13 protein-coding genes and 1 pseudogene are annotated in these 14,480 nt (G+C 37.1%); 12 read left to right on the top strand and 2 right to left on the bottom strand.

Annotation, left to right across the window (positions count from 1 at the left end):
- Window positions 1-12: 12 nt before the first annotated feature.
- The 12 genes from mgsA (at window position 13) to ACHCNF_RS02060 (ending at window position 12,426) form a co-directional block, all read left to right on the top strand.
- Window positions 13-408 (top strand): methylglyoxal synthase, encoded by a 396-nt coding sequence (gene mgsA / locus ACHCNF_RS02005; protein ID WP_035766098.1) that lies wholly within the window; start codon window positions 13-15, stop codon window positions 406-408.
- A complete protein-coding gene (locus tag ACHCNF_RS02010; RefSeq protein ID WP_408071132.1) occupies window positions 392-1,366 on the top strand; it encodes a D-alanyl-D-alanine carboxypeptidase family protein in 975 nt (324 codons plus the stop codon). The genes mgsA and ACHCNF_RS02010 overlap by 17 nt, the downstream gene beginning before the upstream one ends.
- 50 nt (window positions 1,367-1,416) lie before the next feature.
- Window positions 1,417-1,836, top strand: a complete 420-nt coding sequence (locus ACHCNF_RS02015; protein ID WP_408071133.1) for a twitching motility protein PilT — start codon at window positions 1,417-1,419, stop codon at window positions 1,834-1,836.
- A 64-nt stretch (window positions 1,837-1,900) separates the two neighbouring features.
- Window positions 1,901-3,316: a biotin/lipoyl attachment domain-containing protein gene (locus ACHCNF_RS02020; protein ID WP_408071134.1), complete on the top strand. Its 1,416-nt coding sequence runs from the start codon at window positions 1,901-1,903 to the stop codon at window positions 3,314-3,316.
- A gap of 48 nt (window positions 3,317-3,364) precedes the next feature.
- Window positions 3,365-3,883: a cell division protein SepF gene (locus ACHCNF_RS02025; RefSeq protein ID WP_408071135.1), complete on the top strand. Its 519-nt coding sequence runs from the start codon at window positions 3,365-3,367 to the stop codon at window positions 3,881-3,883.
- A 153-nt stretch (window positions 3,884-4,036) separates the two neighbouring features.
- On the top strand, window positions 4,037-5,140 hold the full coding sequence (gene aroB, locus ACHCNF_RS02030; RefSeq protein ID WP_408071136.1) for a 3-dehydroquinate synthase: 1,104 nt from the start codon (window positions 4,037-4,039) through the stop codon (window positions 5,138-5,140).
- Window positions 5,141-5,181: 41 nt separating this feature from the next.
- A complete protein-coding gene (gene lspA, locus ACHCNF_RS02035; RefSeq protein ID WP_408071137.1) occupies window positions 5,182-5,721 on the top strand; it encodes a signal peptidase II in 540 nt (179 codons plus the stop codon).
- The gene (locus ACHCNF_RS02040) at window positions 5,718-6,662 is read left to right on the top strand and encodes an RluA family pseudouridine synthase (RefSeq protein ID WP_408071138.1); all 945 of its coding nucleotides are present in this window, start codon (window positions 5,718-5,720) and stop codon (window positions 6,660-6,662) included. The genes lspA and ACHCNF_RS02040 overlap by 4 nt, the downstream gene beginning before the upstream one ends.
- Window positions 6,663-6,744: 82 nt before the next feature.
- The gene (locus ACHCNF_RS02045; protein ID WP_408071139.1) at window positions 6,745-7,371 is read left to right on the top strand and encodes a cytidylate kinase-like family protein; all 627 of its coding nucleotides are present in this window, start codon (window positions 6,745-6,747) and stop codon (window positions 7,369-7,371) included.
- 57 nt (window positions 7,372-7,428) lie between these two features.
- Window positions 7,429-8,022, top strand: a complete 594-nt coding sequence (yfbR, locus tag ACHCNF_RS02050; RefSeq protein WP_408071140.1) for a 5'-deoxynucleotidase — start codon at window positions 7,429-7,431, stop codon at window positions 8,020-8,022.
- Window positions 8,023-8,111: 89 nt separating this feature from the next.
- Window positions 8,112-10,583: an amidohydrolase family protein gene (locus tag ACHCNF_RS02055; RefSeq protein WP_408071141.1), complete on the top strand. Its 2,472-nt coding sequence runs from the start codon at window positions 8,112-8,114 to the stop codon at window positions 10,581-10,583.
- Between the two features lie 115 nt (window positions 10,584-10,698).
- Window positions 10,699-12,426 (top strand): leucine-rich repeat protein, encoded by a 1,728-nt coding sequence (locus ACHCNF_RS02060; protein WP_408071142.1) that lies wholly within the window; start codon window positions 10,699-10,701, stop codon window positions 12,424-12,426.
- A 317-nt stretch (window positions 12,427-12,743) separates the two neighbouring features.
- On the opposite strand, the gene ACHCNF_RS02065 is transcribed toward ACHCNF_RS02060, so the two are convergent.
- Together ACHCNF_RS02065 and ACHCNF_RS02070 are read right to left on the bottom strand one after the other, a co-directional pair.
- Window positions 12,744-13,403: a flavin reductase family protein gene (locus ACHCNF_RS02065; RefSeq protein ID WP_408071143.1), complete on the bottom strand. Its 660-nt coding sequence runs from the start codon at window positions 13,401-13,403 to the stop codon at window positions 12,744-12,746.
- Window positions 13,404-13,614: 211 nt separating this feature from the next.
- Window positions 13,615-14,439: pseudogene (locus ACHCNF_RS02070) on the bottom strand (sugar-binding protein); the annotation flags it as partial.
- Window positions 14,440-14,480 lie beyond the last annotated feature (41 nt).

Genomic DNA, 14,480 nt, shown 5'->3' on the forward strand with positions numbered 1-14,480 from the left:
AAGGGGTAACCTATGAATATTGCTTTTATTGCTCATGATGCAAAAAAGAAATTAATGCAGAACTTCTGTATTGCTTACAGAGGAATACTTGCTAAACATGATCTTTTTGCCACCGGTACAACCGGAAGACTTATTGAAGAAGTTACTAATCTTAACATACATAAATATCTCGCAGGACATCTTGGCGGCTCACAGCAGATAGGTGCAGCTATTGAAGCTAACGAGATCGATCTTGTTATTTTTCTCCGAGATCCTTTGACTCAGAAGGTTCATGAACCTGATGTTAATAATGTTATGAGACTTTGCGATATGCATAATATTCCGATCGCAACTAATCTTGCAACAGCTGAGCTTTTGATTAAATCATTGGATAGAGGAGATCTTGAGTGGCGTGAGATGTATAAATAATCTTAAAAAGCACTTGGGTTCTCTATGTCTGGTGCTTGTTTCTTCCACCTTAATTTCAGGTTGTTCCGGGGCAGAGTATGCATTTTCCTATTCAATCCCATCCACCGAATATGGTGATATGGGTGCGGTTGCCATGAAGACTTTTGCCTCTGATTTGTGTGTTACAAATTCCGATATTGGTGACAGTCTAACTTTAAGCGATAACACTTGCTGCGGACTCTTTGATCTGAGCAGAAAAAAGACTTTATATTCTAAAAATGCCCAGATTCAGCTTGATCCGGCTTCACTTACAAAGGTAATGACTGCCATAGTTGCTTTAAAGAACGGAACTTTGGATCAAACTTTAAGAGCTGATAAAGATGTTTATATATCAGAAGATGGAGCGCAGGTCATCAATGTGAGAGAGGGGGATACGATGACCCTCGACCAGGCTCTTCATATTTTGCTTCTGTATTCCGCAAATGATGTTGCTCTATTGATAGCAAAAAATATATCCGGAAGCGTAGATGCTTTTGTCGAAGAAATGAATAATGAAGCCAAGGCCCTTGGTGCAACTCATACACATTTCATGAACCCTAACGGCCTTACAGCAGATGATCACTATACAAGTGTCTATGATATGTATCTGATGTTTAATGAGGCTATAAAATATGAAAAATTTTGTGAGATCATTCAAATGCCTAATTATCAGACACAATATTATAGTGCTTCAGGTGATCTTAAAGATGTAAATGTCAAAAATACAAATGCTTTCATAAATGGTAATTATGAAATGCCTGCAGGAATTACAGTACTTGGTGGAAAGACAGGTACTACTGCAGCTGCCGGACACTGTCTTATTCAGCTTGCTTCGGATACATCAGGCAACAATTATATTGCAGTAATTATGCGTGCTGAAGATACTTCAACCCTTTATACTGAAATGTCTGATTTGTTATTGCAGATAACCAATCCTTAACATATAATATATTTATAAAAATCTTATAAAAAAAACTGGAGGGTATGGATATGGTTCAATTAATTGTTGGGAATAAAGGTAAAGGTAAAACAAAATGCCTGTTGAACAAGGTCAATACCGAGGTAAAAAACATTTTGGGGAATGTTGTATTTCTCGACAGAAATACAAAGCATATGTTTGAACTTAACAACAAAGTTCGCCTTATTGTAGTTCCGGAATTTATGATAGAGAATTCCGATGAGTTTCTTGGTTTCGTCAGTGGCGTGATTTCACAGGATCACGATCTTCAGCAGATGTATTTCGATGGATTCCTCAATATAGCATGTCTTGAAGGAAAAGATATCACTTCAACAATTGAAAAGCTTGATCGTCTCGGCGAGAAATTTAACGTTGATTTCGTTCTCAGCGTTTCTATGGATGAATCTGAACTTCCCGAAGCTGTTAAATCTAAAGTTATAACAGCACTTTAATTATAAATTTGGATAGGATGGATAAGCCGCGTTTTATCTCGCGGCTTATCTTTAGTTTTAAAATATGGCAAAAAAACAGAAAAACAAGATAGCAAAATATCCTGGTTTTTTGCATGTGAATGTGGGAATAATATTTTTTGCATTCATGATGGTTTATATTGTTATCTGTGTTTTTACTTATTTCAGTAAAAAGCATATTGTCGGTTATGAAGTAAAAGAGGGATCTCTGTCTTCAAACAATATCTATGAGGCTGTAGCACTCAGGGATGAACAGATAGTAGAAGCAACCAATGCCGGATACGTCAATTACTTCGCTCCTGAAGGTCAACGCGTTGCTGTCGGAAACCTCGTTTATACTGTTGACGAATCCGGCGATCTTCTCGACTACCTGAAAACCAAGGGCTCTGAACAGGCTGCACTTTCAGATGAAGATCTTAGCGAACTCAGAACGCAGATTGTAAGCTATAGTGCAGATTTCGATCCCAGAAGCTTTGGATCGGTATATGATTTTAAGCTAAGTCTTGACGGTACTGTCCAGAAGCTTGCAAGTGCAAGTGTTCTGCAAAGTATTAACTCTATTGGCAATAATTCAGGTGCGATGCAGAGCATAAATTATTGTTACAGTGCAGGCACAGGTATTGTTCAATACTATATTGACGGGTATGAGGGACTTCACATTAATGATATGACTGCTGATCTTTTGGACAGTTCAAAGTATGAGAGAAAGCAGCTCATAAGTAATTCTCTTGTTGGTGTCGGCGACCCGGCATTTAAATTATCTACGAATGAAGACTGGATGATTGTTATACAGGAGAATGATCTTGATAAGGTTAAGGATCTTGCTGAGAGAGAGTATATTAAGGTAAAGTTCTTAAAAAATCAGGATGAAGCATGGGGTAAAGTCTCATATACCACGAATGATGCCGGGGATACCTTTGTGGGATTATCATTTACTAATTCCATGATAACCTTTTCAAAGGACAGATTTTTAAATGTTGAACTTATTACAGAAGATGAGAGCGGACTAAAGATTCCCAATTCATCTATTGCTGAAAAAAGTTTCTTTGTAATTCCAAAAGAATATGTAACTAAAGGAAATAATAATAATTACGGCGTTCTTAGGGATAAGTATGATGAAGATGGAAACGAGACATCCGAATTTATTGAAATAGAGCTTTACAATGAAAATGAAGATTCGTACTATGTTGACGATGATACATTGAGAAACGGTGATTTACTGGTAAAGCCTGATTCACAGGAGAAATTTACTGTAAACACCAAAGATACGCTTATAGGTGTCTATAACATCAATAAAGGGTATGCAGATTTTAGACAGATAAGCATTTTATATCAAAACGATGAGTATGCTATCGTAAAATCAAATACTAATTATGGATTGAACGTTTATGATTATATCGTTCTTGATGCTTCAACTGTCGAAGGAGATGCTAAGAACCTTGACACGGTGGATGAAAACTAGCATAATATAGTAGTTATTTATATTTTGTTGGGGTTAGGAGTAAATCGTATGAGTGTAATGGATAAATTTTTGTCAGCTATGAAGCTGAATGGGGATGATGAGAGTGGATATTATGATCAGGACGATGATTACTATGATAACACCATCGAACCTATTCATAAGTCAAGCATGATCGGTAAGGATGATCCGTCTATTGAGATAAATGAAGACAAACTTAGGAAATCGGCACCTGCGCCAAGACCCGCTGCTCCAAGAAACAGAAGCGGCAATGGTATGGAGGTTTGTGTAGTTAAGCCTACATCTATCGAGGATGCCAGGGAGATTACCGAGACTCTTCTTAATAATCGTACTGTTGTGCTTAATCTTGAGGGTATCGATGTTGAACTTGCACAGAGAATTATTGATTTTACATCAGGTTCCTGTTTCGCTATAAGCGGCAATCTTCAGAAGATTTCAAGATATATTTTCATAGTAACCCCTGCTAGCGTAGATATTTCCGGTGATTTTCAGGAAATTTTAGGTTCTTTTGACAGCACAATGGGCAGTTCGGGACTGCAGTCTATGTAATTTTACAGAAGTTAACGATGAGGCAGAAACTTTTGTTTCTGCCTTTTTTCAATATTAACTTAAGTAATTCAATGACTTCTTGAACGCAAAGATGAAAAAATACTGAAGAAATTCAATAATCTATATCATGAAAGGAATCATACAGAAGATATCATGTCAGATGTATTAAACGTAAAATATAATGGTGAGCCCTGCTACGATATAGTTTTTGATAATTCTTTTGATGAATTACCAAAACGCATTTCAGAGCTTGGTTTTAACAATAGAAAAATTGCAATTATAACAGATTCTAATGTTAAGGATTTATACGCAGATTCTCTTGTAAAAAAACTTGAAGGATCTTTTTCAAAGATAATTGTTTATGCTATTCCCGCTGGAGAGGAAAATAAGAACTTAAAAGAAATTGAAAAAATATACAAAGTTCTTATAGAAAACAAATTTGACCGCCATGATCTTATTATTGCTCTTGGTGGTGGCGTTGTAGGAGATATGGCAGGTTATACAGCAGCTACATATCTTCGTGGAATTGCATTTATTCAGATACCCACAACACTTCTTGCCCAGACTGACAGTAGTATAGGCGGTAAGACAGGAGTTGATTTTGAAGGCTACAAAAATATGGTTGGTGCTTTTTATATGCCTTCTCTTGTATATATGAATATATGTGTCCTTAGCTCCTTATCAGGAGAGCAATTTGCATCAGGCTTTGCTGAGGTTATGAAACATGGAATCATTAAGGACGCCGATTTCTATATGTGGCTTATCGACAATATGTATGAGATTGAAGAGAGAGACCCGGATGTCCTTATAGAGATGATAAAACGAAGCTGTGATATTAAAAGACAGGTTGTTGAGAAGGATCCTACTGAAAAAGGTGAAAGGGCCTTCCTTAACTTTGGACATACTATAGGTCATGCCATTGAAAAGCATAAGAATTTTGAGTTATCACATGGCGAGTGTGTTGCTCTTGGTTCAGTCGCAGCTGCCTATATCTCCTGGAAAAGACAGATGCTTTCAATGGAAGAGTACTATGAGATTAGAGATATGTTTGTTCCTTTTGGACTTCCGATATCGGTGACAGATATTGATGCTGAAGAAATAATAAATCTGATGCATTCAGACAAGAAATCTGACGGTAACAATATCAAATTTGTTCTACTAAAAAAAGTAGGAAAGGCAGTTCTGGACAGTTCCGTTACAGATGATGAAGCAAGAGCTGCTATAAAAGAAATCACCTGGTCTGAGGACTTTGAATAAAGATTAAAAATATAGGCTATAAATAAATTTCCGGAGTTTATATGAATAAATTAACAAATAAAAAGAAAATATTTCTTGCAATTGATTTAATAACTATTGTTCTTCTAGTACTTTTGGATCAGTTCACCAAGCACCTGGCAGTAAAACATCTTATGGATAAAGATTCCATTGTTCTTATTCCAAAGGTTCTTGAACTGACATTTTTAAGAAATCGCGGAGCTGCTTTTGGCATATTGCAGGATCAGAAGGTGTTTTTCGTAATGATTGCCATAATGATATTGCTTGTTATAGGATATGTGCTTTTTCAGCTTCCTCTAGAAAAAAAGTATAACTACCTGCAGATAATACTTGTTATGATAGCAAGCGGAGCAGCTGGAAATATGATAGACCGTGTTGTAAATGATTATGTGGTTGACTTTATTTCATTTGTAATAATCAATTTCCCGATATTTAATGTGGCTGATATCTATGTGACCGTTTCAACATTTTTATTTATTATACTTTTCCTGTTCTACTATAAGGAAAAGGATTTTGATTTTCTCAGTTTTAAACAGCAGAAAAAGTATAGGGAGTTTAAATGACAGAATCCGGATCAAATGAAAACATTGTTAATTATGTAGTTAATGAAGATATGGATGGAGAGAGAGTTGATAAATTTATGAGCTCTCTCTCTGATTCTATGTCCAGAAGTTATATTCAAAAGCTTATAAAGGATAATAAAGTCCTGGTCAATGGAAAAAATGTAAAGCCCAGTACTACGGTATCTGAAGGCGATACAATTTTCATGGAGATTCCCAAGTCCATTATTCCCGATATTGAGCCTGAGGATATTCCTCTTGATATTATTTATGAGGACAAGGACGTGCTTGTTGTAAATAAACCAAAGGGGATGGTAGTTCATCCAGCTGCCGGGCATTATAACGGTACTCTTGTAAATGCTCTTATGTATTACCTTGGAGAAGAATTATCCGGAATTAATGGCGTTATGAGACCGGGAATAGTACACAGAATTGATAGAGACACCACTGGTTCTATTATTATTTGTAAAAATGACATTGCACACAGAAGTATAGCTGACCAGTTAAAAGAACACAGTATTAATAGAGTATATAATGCCATCTGTCACGGCATATTAAAGGACGATGAAGGTACCATAAAAGCTAATATCGGAAGAAGCCAAAGCGATAGAAAAAAAATGAGCGTTGTATCCGCAGGTCAGGGTAAAACAGCGGTGACTCATTATCGCGTTTTAAAGCGTTTTGAGCAGGATAAAATGACCTATATAGAATGTAAGCTTGAAACAGGCAGAACTCATCAAATCAGGGTACATATGGCTCATATAGGACATCCTCTTTTGGGGGATACAGTATACGGGCCATCCATGAAGAGCAAATTTAAACTTCAAGGACAATGCCTTCATGCAAGAACACTTGGTTTCATTCATCCCGTAACCGGTGAATATATTGAAACAGAAGCGCCTTTACCTGAATACTTCAGTCATTTACTTGATATATTAAACTAAAATATTTATTTTATTACGTATGACAGTTTTTATGGTATAATTGTATCAAATTTATGAAATCTTTGATTATGGAGGTTTTATTATGAATACAATCATAACAATAGGCAGACAATTCGGATCCGGTGGACGTGAGATTGGTATGAAAGTAGCTGAGCACTTCGGTATTAAGTTTTATGACAAAGAGCTCTTAACCCGAGCTGCTTCCGAAAGCGGATTTGCTCATGAGATGATCAAGGATCATGATGAGAGACCCACAACTTCTTTCCTGTACAATCTTGTTATGGATACGTATTCTTTTGGATATAACTCCTCAAGCTTTGTTGATATGCCAATAAGTCATAAGATTTTTCTTGCACAATTTGATACTATTAAGAAAATTGCTGACGAAGGACCTTGTGTAATTGTTGGAAGATGTGCGGATTATGCGCTGGCTGATTATCCCAACGTATTAAACGTTTTCATACATGGTGATGAAGAAGATAAAATCAAACGCATAATGGATCGTTATCCTGATGTTACTAATAAAGATAAGGCGCTTGAGATGATTTTAAAGAAGGATAAGCAGCGTCAAAGCTATTATAATTATTATTCTTCAAAGAAATGGGGTAGATCCGATACCTACGATCTTACAATAAACAGCTGTGTTTTGGGAATTGATGGAACTGTAAAGCTTATTACACAGTTTGTTGAAGATTACGAGAATCAATAAATTACAAGAAAGGAATAAGGAGCAGACAATGTTTGTTTGCTCCTTTTTTATAATATTATGGCTTACAATTTTTTCGCTACAATATCAAGAATGAAATATATCGAGAGATGGGCACTTATGCGCAATTCAAGACCTGAAAATCTGAGTGAACATTCACTTGAGGTTGCTATGATAGCTCATGCTCTTTGCGTTATTGGAAATGTCCGTTACAACAAGAATCTAAATGCTGAAAAGGCTGCGCTCATCGGTCTTTATCATGACTCCTCTGAAATAATCACAGGAGACATGCCTACACCTGTTAAATATTATAATGAAGAGCTTAAGAATGCCTATAAACAGGTGGAGGCTATCGCTGATACACAGCTGCTTCACAAACTCCCCGAGGATTTACGGCCTGCATATGAGGAGATTTTCAAGGCTCAGGATGGTGAAGATGAGAAGTATATGAGAAAATTGGTAAAAGCAGCTGATAAGCTATCTGCTCTGATCAAATGTATAGAAGAGAAGAATGCAGGTAACAGCGAATTTAGAACTGCTGAGCAGAGCACTATGAAATCACTTGAGAAAATGAAAAAAGAGTTTCCGGAGGTTTCGGATTTCATGAATGACTTCTTAGAGCCTTATGGAAAAACTTTGGATGAACTATCATGATATAGAAATATGATATAGAAATGTTTACTGGGTTATTTTGGATTTTTTTATAATCTTTGGCTTTTAGTTTTTATAAAAAGGTATCTGCTATGACATATTTTACATGTTTTTTTCTTGATTCTGAAAAAGATATTATAGTAAATCTTTATAAAGACCTTGACAAGCTTTACTATATATTGTCTACGCCTAATCATCATACCGGTAATCTTATAAGAAACCTTGCTTCAATTTGTAATCTGCCTCTTTCTCAGAACGAGGAGGGTATGCTTGTAATAGAGGGGGAGATACCATGCTTTGTTGATTCATACAATATGGAATCTTTTGTTTTCACCCTTGGTAATACAGAGGTTGCAAGCATATATCCCGACGGCTCCGTTGATCTTAAGGCTACAATACCGGCCATTGCAAAAACATTGATGAGCCAAACCAAGGACTATCAGCTTGATATTTCCAAAACTATTTTCAAAACACAGATAAAAAAGAGCATTAAATTCAGAGCAGATCTTCATACTCATATGAACGGAAATCTTCCGGGTGATATTCTTATTGCTCTCGGAATTTATCATCAGATAAGATATCCGCTTTATTACATCAGAAAGCTAGACCTTAAGCTTACTGATATCCAGGAAAAACGCCTTAGCCTTCAGAGAGAAAAGGTAGCGAGACAGTTTGTCTCTTCCGGTTTGCAGGGGAAATACCTTGATCGAAGAATTAACGATAATACATTCATAAATTTCGCAGATCTTATACTGAATAATCTTGATAACGCTGAATTGAATATAGTCAAGATCAGGGGGTCTCTTGCTGTGATCAAGGATGGTCAGGCAGTTTTCACAAACCTTGAAAAGGTATATCTGTACAGATATGTTTTTTGTAAGGCTAAAGAGAGCGAAGAAAAAATATCACTAAATAATATCAGTCAGATTCCCGACGCAGATGTTAAAAGTACACTTGCCCAGATGCTTAAGGACAAAGAAAATCCAGATTATTCAGGTAATACTATTTTCCAGGATAAGCTTCTATGGATCGGAAGAAATTATAAGAAACAGGGAGTATGCTATGCTGAGATAAGTGATACAACTCTCGTAAAGAAATATGAATCTGTTGAAATGCTAAAGCAGGTTCATGAGGTAATGCCTAAAATATATCAGGAAACAGGAGTAATGATAAGGTTTCTTGCTGCTATGAGACGAATTCCTCTTACAATTGTAAAAGATCAGGTAACGCCTTCAGATTATCTTGAACAAAATCTCGAGGTACTCCGCGCAACCTTCCTTGATCCATATGTGGCAGGCTGTGATTTCGTTGGCGAAGAAATAAATGATATCATAACTCTAAAGCCTGTATTTAAGGAACTGGTTAAATTTGCAGCCATCGATCCCTCCTTTGTTATAAGGGTCCATGCAGGTGAAAACGACAGTTTGAAGGACAATATCGCGCACAGTATTTCCTGCGTAAAAGATTGCCTGCTTCCGGGACAGTCCATGCCCAAAATGCGTCTCGGACACGGCCTCTATACCTATAGCCCAAGGTCACAGAAGGGTAAGGAAGTCATAAAACAGCTTAAGGAAAATAATGTTGTTCTGGAGTTTCAGCTTACAAGTAATGTAAGACTGAATAATCTTAATTCCCTAAAAGATCACCCTCTTAAGTATTATTTAAAACAGGGTATACGCTGCGTACAGGGTACAGATGGTGCAGCACTGTATGGCACAAATTCAATAGATGAAGAGCTTTCACTAAAAAAGATGCTTGAACTCTCAGATAGTGACCTTGAGCTTATGAAGGAGGCTGAGAGCAAGATAATCGAAGAGGGGCAGATAGCCTACTCAGATAAGAAAGCTGCCTTTCTATCGCTTTTAAAGAATAGAGATATGGAAGAAGTACTTCTTGAAAAAATGAAGACAGTAAAAATATCAAAAAGCAGACAGAGCAGATTCAAAAAGTATGATTCCAATAAAGAGCTTAAGGATATAATATCCGAAATTACATGGGATAGATTTCCTATTGTTCTTTTGGGTGGAAGCTTTAATACAGAAAAACGAGCAACGCGTATTACTCCGGACGGAAAACGTGAATTGGATGAGCTTTTAGATTATCTTAATCCTGAAGAGGTCTGCTTTGTTATTGGCCATAAGCTTTCAGGTTATGAAAAATACTTACTTGATCATAATGATAAAAAATTTAAAGTTTACTCAGTTGTACCTGCGCTTATTTCTAAAAAAGAGAGAGACAGTCTAAAAAATGCAGGTGTAATAATACGTGTGTCCCCCGAAGCCGAGGGTATGGGAATTTATAAGAGTTTTAACTATGAAATATTTGAAAGAAGACCGTCTATGGTAGTTGCTTTTGATGGTAACAGTGCTGCGGCAAATCTGATTCAGGAAGCCAAGAACGGTAAGGGCAAATCTGCAATTTTTATATGGAGTCACTCAAAGACCTTACAACAAAAGGCCAAATCCTTACATGGTTATATACGCAATTTTGATAGTGATAATCCTATAGTTTTACAGCTAAAAGAGCTTCAGCATAGTTTTGAAAATCAAAGTAGCAATAATTGATAATAAATTGAAAATATTGTTGGACATTTGTTGGACAAAATATTATATAATTTATTTATGAAATTTTGATATTTCAATTATTTAAAGAAATTTTTTTTAAGTGGGAGGGTTTTATATGTTAAATTCAAAAAGTAAGCTTATTAGAAGCTTACAGTCTATTTTTGTAGCTGCAGCAGTCGCTGTATCAGTAGTTCCTGTTTCTTATGTCGCTTCAGAGCCTATAACAGTTAAGGCTGCAACTGATAGTGTTTATGATTCACTTAATGAAACTCAGAAAACAATTTTCAGAGCATATGAGTATCTTGATTCCAGAATCAAGGACGCTGATGTAAATATCACCTCTGCTAATAAGCTCGAGTTTGATGCATCCGGTTTTTATACAATGTATACCAATGCTGATGAGAAGAAAAAGTACTCAGCTGACGACCTTAAATATGCAAGAAGAGCTTATGTTTACAGCAATCCTTACGAAATCGGCGGAGCTATGGCTGAGCTTAAGTTTGTACATATGAAGAGTAAAGAAGGCAAGTATACATGTTATGCATACCTTAAGAGAACGGGCGATAATCATTATGATTCTGAGAGAAAGGCTCTTAAGAGCGCTGTTAATAAGATCATGAAGGTTATTGATGAAGACGAAACAAACTTCGTTAAAGAAATGCAGTGCTTTAGCATGGTTATTGATAACGTAACTAATGTGAAGGTTGGTATTGATAACAGAGATCTTAAGAATACTGCTTACGGTGCTCTTGTAACACACAGAGCTTCTTCACAGGGATATGCACTTGCTTTTTCAATTCTCCTTGATGAATGTGAAGTGCCTAATGATATTCTTTTCAATGCAAATAAATGCTGGAATCAGATCAAGATTGGCAGCAAGTGGTATGAGACAGACCTCGTTGCCTGCGATAAGGTAAAAAAAGGTGTCATTTTATATGATAAATTCAATATATCTCAGAGTCAGATGAAGTCAAATGGCAACACAAGAATAAATTATTGCAGCAACCTTCGCCAGTCTAAAGGTAAGAGAAGTGAGACTGCAAAGAAAATATCAAATTATGATAAAGCAGAGCTTCAGAGTAAGTACAATTATACTTTAGCTGTTGTAAATCCTGATAAAACAACAACACGTACATTACTTCTTCCCAGCGAGCAGACAGTAAATGTTGTACCTGTATATATAAACGGCAGCGTATATAACGATGTTAGTACTGTTCTTAAAGAATGCAGAATCGACCTTCCTGCAGACAGCGCATTTAAGCCACTTGATGCTAAAACTACATGGAATACAACAGATCATCAGTTCTTTACACTTACTAAAGGCGGCCCCGGAGCAAACAGAACAGTAACAGTAACTATGGTATTTGACACAGATGATCCGATTACTGTTTCATTTACAGCTACACTTAATGACAGCAACGATAACACAGGCCGTTATGTATATGCTATTACAGGCGAAGATACAGCTACACTTACTAAGTGCACTAAGACAAATACAAAGAACATCAACATTCCTTCAACAATTATTAAGGATGGTAAGGCTTACAAGGTAACAAAGATTGCTAATAATGCATTTAAGAAGTGCAAGAAGGCTGAAACTGTAATGATCGGTGCATATGTAACTGAGATCGGTAAGAATGCATTCTCCGGAAAAACAAAGCTTATCCGTGTTGAAAATCAGGGATTTGCTCTTAACAAGTTTGGAAAAGATGCATTTAAGTCAGCTGATTCAAACACAATATTCCTTGTTAAAGCTGCAAGCTATGGCAAGTACAAAAAGGTTATAAAGAAGATTCAGAAGGCAGGCGGAAAGAATTCAGTATTTAAGTATAGAGCTTTCTAATATTCCGGTGAATTATTAAAAATCAGATAATAAAACCCTGTTTTGATGCTTATGATAAAAGTGTCAGAACAGGGTTTTTAGATTGTATATTGTACCATATTGTATCGTATATATAATATTACTTCGTTAAAGAAGGATTTAACGAAGTATTAATATGTCAAACTGTGGTTCACTGCTATTTCACTGGCTTTATCACAATTGTATATACATCCCACAACTCGCTCATAATGTGCCTTCACCCTATTAACTTCGGATAATGCTCATCCCAACAAACAAGAATTTGTCACTGCTTTAGCATTGCGCTGCCTTGTATATGATCAATATTCATAGGATTGATTTACTTTCCTAAGTGCAGCTACATAATCGCAGCCTTTTTCTTTCACATTTTCCGGATTTATAGGATAATGGACATTGTAAAGAATCCCTTTGTCTCCGAACATATCCTCTATATAATCCTTCTCTATATGCCCGCCTACAACTTCAAGGCAAATCATAACATGATCATCACCCTGTACGATTTCTTTCTCCCACAAATACTTGCACTCAAGGTTCATGAAACATTCAGCGACCATCGGTGCTTCTATCCATGAAGCTTTCTCCACAGTAAGCCCTGATGAAGTTATCTCATCTGCCTCGAGCTGATTATTCTGTATCGTCTTCATGCAGGCTTTGTATAAATCAGAAGACATGAAATTCAGCACTGCTGCCTTCTTTTCATTTAGGCTTTGGTAAAGATGTCCACACTTATTCACGCTGCATAGAATCACGTAATACCCGCATCCATGATTCGCACTCGTAAACCCTGCCCATGACTGCATCGTAGCATTGGGCTGTCCGTTAGATTTATATGTTGTGACAAGGAACATCGGCATCGGGATTCCCATAATAAACTCTTTCCAATCAAAGCCGAAGTTTTTTGCAAATTCTCCGTATGTCCCCTTCATAGATTCCGGCATTTCTTTGTATTGGTATTTCATCTTTTTCCTTCCCTCCGTACTAAAATCAACATAATAATCGACTTCAATTATCTCGACAACCTTCGATTTATCTTAGTCAATTTTGTTGTGTTCATTTCGTACTGATTATACTCCGTATCCCCAAAAGATGTGAAGAGCATTGCTAAATGCTCAAAAAAAATGGTACAGGCATTTACACACCTGTACCACTCATATTTTTATGACAAAACTATTAGTCCATAAGGGCCATACGATCAGGATCGTTTGCGAAAACTTCCTTAGCGTTGTCCTTTGTAACAACTGTAGGATCAAGCTCGTAGATCGGAACTTCCTTCTTGCCGTTGTCTGTTGTTACATCTGTAGCGGGCATTCCCTTACCATCCTTAAGGTCGTTGATGATCTCGATTGACTTAGCAACAAGATCCTGTGTAGGCTTAGCAACTGTGCAGTACTGCTTGCCCTGCCATACCCATTCAACTGACTCATTCTCTGCATCAAGACCTGTAACTACAGGATTAGGCTGACCAGCATCCTCACAAGCTGTTACGATTGCTCTTGCGATACCATCGTTAGGAGAAAGAACACCGTCGATCTCTTTATCGGAGTAGTTACCTGCAAGAAGTGAATCCATACGCTTCTGAGCTTTAGCATTGTCCCAGTCCTCTGTAGCACACTGTGTGAACTCTGTCTGACCGGATACTACAACGATGTTACCTGCATCAATTTCAGGCTGAAGAACTGACATAGCACCTTTGAAGAAGTTAGGAGCATTAGGATCAGCAGGGCCGCCACCGAAAAGCTCGATGTTGTAAGGACCTTCGCCTTTTTCTTTCTTAAGACCGTCAAGGAGTGCCTGTCCCTGTAATTCACCGGTACGAACACTACCGAACTGAACTACGCCGTCAACTGCTTCTGTGTTCTCGATGAGGCGGTCATAACCGACTACATAAACACCGGCATCCTTAGCCTGCTCAAGTACGCTACCAAGCTGTGTTCCATCGATAGGACCTACAACGATAACCTTAGCGCCGTTCTCGATCATTGACTCGATCTGCTGTTGCTGCTGAGGAACCTTCTGGTCAGCTGCCTGAACTAAAG

The organism is Butyrivibrio sp. NATIVEDY162 (genome assembly GCF_045999815.1).
Taxonomy (GTDB): domain Bacteria; phylum Bacillota; class Clostridia; order Lachnospirales; family Lachnospiraceae; genus Butyrivibrio.